This is a genomic window from Falsirhodobacter sp. alg1, assembly GCF_000739715.2.
In the GTDB taxonomy this organism is placed as follows: Bacteria; Pseudomonadota; Alphaproteobacteria; order Rhodobacterales; family Rhodobacteraceae; genus Falsirhodobacter.
In genome coordinates, this window is record NZ_BBJC02000092.1 from 1 (window position 1) to 527 (window position 527).

A 527-nucleotide genomic window follows, 5' to 3' on the forward strand; every position below is an offset into this window, starting at 1 on the left:
CTCCCGGGCTCTCTCATCAGCACGCCACACGGGACGAAGGCCGTTGAAGAACTGAGTGTTGATGATGAGATCATTGCGTATGTTGATGGTGTCGCGATCCCTCGTCGTGTGACCTGGACCGGTCAGGCACACTGCAACGTTCGTGCCCATCTTCCTGATGATGAGGCAGGCTACCCGGTCCGCATCCTCAAGGATGCCATCGCGGACGGAGTTCCGTTCAAGGACATGCTGATTACGGCGGAGCACTGCCTGTTCTTTGATGGACAGTTTGTTCCGGCCCGGATGCTGGTGAACGGTCGCTCGATCTTCTTCGACAAGTCCATCACGTCTTACGACTACTACCACATCGAAACCGAAGACCATTCAGTCATTATGGCCGATGGCATGCTCACCGAGAGCTATCTTGATACCGGAAACCGTCGCGCCTTCTCCCAGAAGGGAAACGTTGTCTCGATCGGTAGCACTAGCAATCTGACCTGGGATGACGCGGCCGCCCCTCTGACAGTCTCCAGAGAAGCGGTCGAGCT

The 527-nt window shown here is 56.4% G+C and carries 1 protein-coding gene; it reads left to right on the forward strand.

The features are described 5' to 3' along the window. The coding region (locus tag TR36_RS14365) for a Hint domain-containing protein (protein ID WP_202814459.1) at window positions 1–527 on the forward strand (527 nt) is incomplete at both ends.